Here is a 3908-nt window from a genome sequence, read left to right on the forward strand (position 1 = left end):
TACCAGTTCGATAAACCCCTCACGGCACATCGGACGCAATCTACCCGTCGCCGAAACGAACATCGCATTGTTCACGGCCGACTATCGACTCCTTCAACCGAGGAGTCGAACGATGAATACCACCACCGTTATGATGCCCGTCCGGACGTTGCGCGAGCGCATGGCCGAAGACATGGACCTGCGCCATTTGTCGCGCGCCACGCAGCGCAACTATCTGCGGGATGTGGCGAGGTTCGCCACCTGGCTGGGCCGCCCTCCCGATACCGCGACGGGTGAAGACCTGCGCCAATTCCAGCTCGACCAGCGCGAGGCGGGGCTCGGCGGGCCGACGCTGAACAGCATCGTGTCGGCACTACGCTTCTTCTATACCCATACGATTGATCGGCCGGACCTGACCCGCAAGCTCTACCGGGTAAAGCATCCCCGGTCCCTGCCCACGGTGCTCAGCCGCGAGGAGGTGACGCGAATGCTGGGCGCGACGACCAGCCTCAAGCATCAGGCCATCCTGTCTGTCGCCTATGGCGCAGGCCTGCGCGCATCGGAAGTGTCCAAGCTCAGGGTCAGCGATGTCGATGGCGAGCGCATGCTGCTCCGGGTGGAGTGCGGCAAGGGTGGCGGGCATCGCAACGCCATGCTCCCGAAGGACCTGCTGCATCTTCTGCGCGCATGGTGGAAGGAGGGACGAGATCAGGGCGTCATGCACCGCGATGGCTGGCTGTTCCCGGGGCAGCATTATCTCAAGCCCATCTGCTATCGACAGATACATCGCATCGCGGCCGAGGCAGCACGCGCTGCCGGCATCACGAAGCGGGTCGGACCCCATACCTTGCGCCACAGCTTTGCCACGCATCTACTCGAAGATGGGATCGACATCCGCATCATCCAGGCTTTGCTCGGGCACGCGAAGTTGAACACCACGGCGCTCTACACCCAGGTGGCAACCCGCACCTTGAGGAACGTGGTCAGTCCGCTCGACAAGCTAGCCGTGCTTCCGGCTCCTCGATCGCAGGTATCACCTGACGGTTGAGGAGTGCGCGCCGACCATGAGGTCGCCGACATCTTCCGCGCTGCTGGGCCGGTCTATCGAGCGGCCCACTCCGGACATCTGAGCCTGACACAGCTCAAGGTCATGACGGCGATCGAGAACTGTCGCACTGCTGCCCTGGGCGGTCATGTCGAGGCCTGCGAGGATTGCGGGCATTGGCGGATTGCCTATAACAGTTGCCGCAACCGGCACTGCCCCAAGTGCCAGGGTGCGGCGGCGCGTACCTGGCTGGCGGAACGCGAGGCCGATCTGTTACCGGTGGGCTACTTCCACATCGTCTTCACGCTGCCAGCGCAGATCGCCGGGATCGCCTTCCACAACAAGGCGCTGCTTTACGACCTGCTGTTCCGCGCGGCGTCCGAGACCATGCTGACGATCGCGGCGGATCCCAGGCACCTCGGCGCGCGCATCGGTATCACCGCCGTGCTGCACACATGGGGGTCGTCGATGACGCACCATCCGCATGTGCACATGGTCATGCCGGGCGGCGGCATCACCCCGGACGGGACGCGATGGATATCCTCGCGTCCCGCCTTCCTCCTGCCCGTCCGTGTCCTGGGCAAGCTGTTCCGCCGGCTGTTCCTGACCCGGCTGATCCAGTTCTACGATAGCGGCAAGCTCTCCTTCTTCGGATCGCTCGCGCCACTGAGCGAACGCCGCGCGTTCCTGCGTCATATCGCTCCGGTCCGTAAGAAGCGCTGGGTGGTCTATGCCAAGCCGCCGTTTGCCGGCCCCGAAGCGGTACTGGCCTATCTGTCGCGCTATACGCATCGGGTCGCCATATCGAACCGGCGGATCCTGGCCTTCGATGGTGTTGACGTGACCTTGCGCTACAAGGATTACCGCCGGGATGGGGCGGATCGCCAGCGCATCATGACGATCCCCGCCGACGAGTTCATTCGGCGGTTCCTGATCCATGTCCTACCGCGCGGCTTCCATCGCATCCGGCATTACGGCCTACTGGCAAGCTCTCGTCGCCAGGCCAGCCTCGCGCTTGCCCGCGACCTGCTCCACTGCGCAGCCGAACCTGAAGCGTCCGACACCGAAAAGCCGGGGGACCTGCGCCCGACATGCCCGTGCTGCGGCGGCCCCATGATCATCCTCGAGACCTTCGAACGCTGGCGGCAACCGCGTGCCCCACCGGAAATGCTCTTGCTTACCCGGGAAACCGCATCATGACGCGGCATGGCCTGACCGTCATTCCTCCCGCAACACTTCGCTTGCGGGACCGGGCCTTCGTCGCGCCTATCGCCATCTTCATGGTGCAAGAACGCCTGCTGCGGGTCCGACGATGCTCCATCGGTATCGCCGACCATGACGGCGGCGGGCTTATGGCCAACCCATGTCTGCGTCAGCAACGAAGCACATCAGGCTCCAGACGGCGCCGAAACTGAAATCCCCATAGCGCATTTCTTGCCGATCCGCGGGTCGTACATGTCCGGGTTTGCGTACGCCTGCCGGCGCCCGAAACCCTTCGACATTCGCGACAGTCAGCTTTGGAGCAGCCAATCAGAGAAAGCTGCCGTTCCCGGACGCAGCCCGCGGACGTTTTCGATGGCGGGTGGCTCCTTGCTTGGGTTGCATGACAGCAAACTCATCTTGGCACTTAGATGCCGTAAGCGGGAGTCATCCACCTCATCCGCTTTCGAAATCATCGTGCGGCCCAATCTGGATGGTCGCAGTCGATTACAACTCGGTCGACTACAGATCAAAGCAACCTTTTTAAGGAATGACCTTGGATGTCAGGAGATGTATAGGGTTGGAATCGGGGGAGTTTTTCATGCCTGCTGCTATCTTCCAAGGGCCGAACAAAGATTTTGCGCTTCACACGATCGGATGGCAGGCTTTCCAAGATCTGGCAGTCAGCATTGCAGAGTCCGAATATGCGCGCGCAGTTTCTCGCGTCGCCAAATCTTCCGATGAGGGGCGTGATGGCTTTTTCTACGGCGTTCCTGATGAGGCACTCAAGTCCGATGACCAGCGTGAAACGACGCTTCAGTCGAAACATTTTTCAAACGCCAATAGAAAGCTGACAGTCGCAAGTCTCAGTTCCGAGCTGGCCTCAATTAAGAATCTCATCGCTACCAAGCGCGCGGACGGCTACATTTTGATGACAAACGCTGTTGTGAGCGAGGCTGATCGCAAGAAGATCGTTGCCGCCCTCAAAGAATGCGGAGTTGTCCAGCCCTATGTCCATGGCCGCGACTGGATAGTAGCCAAAATCCTCGAGCATACACGCGTGCGCGCCATGGTTCCGCGCATTTACGGCTTGGGCGATCTGAGTTGGATCGCCGATAAGAATGCGCGTGATCAGGCAGAAGCGATCATCGATTCGATGGGCGACGATTTAGCCTGCTATGTCCCTACGAACGCGCACCGTGGGGCCGTTCGCGCGCTCGACGAACATCGTTTTGTTTTGCTTCTTGGGGATCCGGCGGTCGGCAAATCGACAATCGCAGCTGCATTATCGGTCGCCGCGACCGATGAAGATAAGTGTGACGTCATCTATGTCCGCAACCCCGAAGAGTTTGTCACGACCTGGAAACCAGACATTCCAAACCGCCTATTTTGGATCGATGACGGCTTCGGATCAATACAGTATACACCCGAGTTGATGGATCGCTGGAACAAGGTATTCCAGACGATGAAGGCCGCGATTAAGCGCAAAAACCGCTTCATTTTAACGTCGCGCAGCTACATCTGGCGACAAGCTCAAGCAGACCTCAAGAATTCAGCATTTCCGCCTTTGATGGATGGGAGGGTCGTGGTCGATGTTGAGAAGCTAACAGTTCCAGAGAAAGAACGTATTCTCTACAATCATCTTAAGTTTGGCACGCAGCCAAAGTCGTTTCAGAAGCGGCTG

At 60.0% G+C, this 3908-nt stretch carries 2 protein-coding genes and 1 pseudogene; all 3 read left to right on the top strand.

The annotated features are described in order from the left end of the window. Positions 1 to 112: 112 nt before the first annotated feature. The gene (locus LH128_RS23010; protein WP_008832091.1) at positions 113 to 1027 is read left to right on the top strand and encodes a tyrosine-type recombinase/integrase; all 915 of its coding nucleotides are present in this window, start codon (positions 113 to 115) and stop codon (positions 1025 to 1027) included. A gap of 3 nt (positions 1028 to 1030) precedes the next feature. Beyond that, positions 1031 to 2224 (top strand): IS91 family transposase, encoded by a 1194-nt coding sequence (locus LH128_RS23015; RefSeq protein ID WP_008832092.1) that lies wholly within the window; start codon positions 1031 to 1033, stop codon positions 2222 to 2224. Positions 2225 to 2825: 601 nt separating this feature from the next. After that, positions 2826 to 3908 (top strand): annotated as a pseudogene (locus tag LH128_RS23020) (hypothetical protein); the annotation flags it as partial.

Origin of the sequence: Sphingomonas sp. LH128 (assembly GCF_000293195.2) — a bacterium.
GTDB classification, from domain to species: Bacteria; Pseudomonadota; Alphaproteobacteria; order Sphingomonadales; family Sphingomonadaceae; genus Novosphingobium; species Novosphingobium resinovorum_A.

Excerpts from the sequence above, each read along its gene's own strand:
- LH128_RS23010 (WP_008832091.1), top strand. The coding sequence starts at position 113 with ATGAATACCACCACCGTTATGATGCCCGTCCGGACGTTGCGCGAGCGC.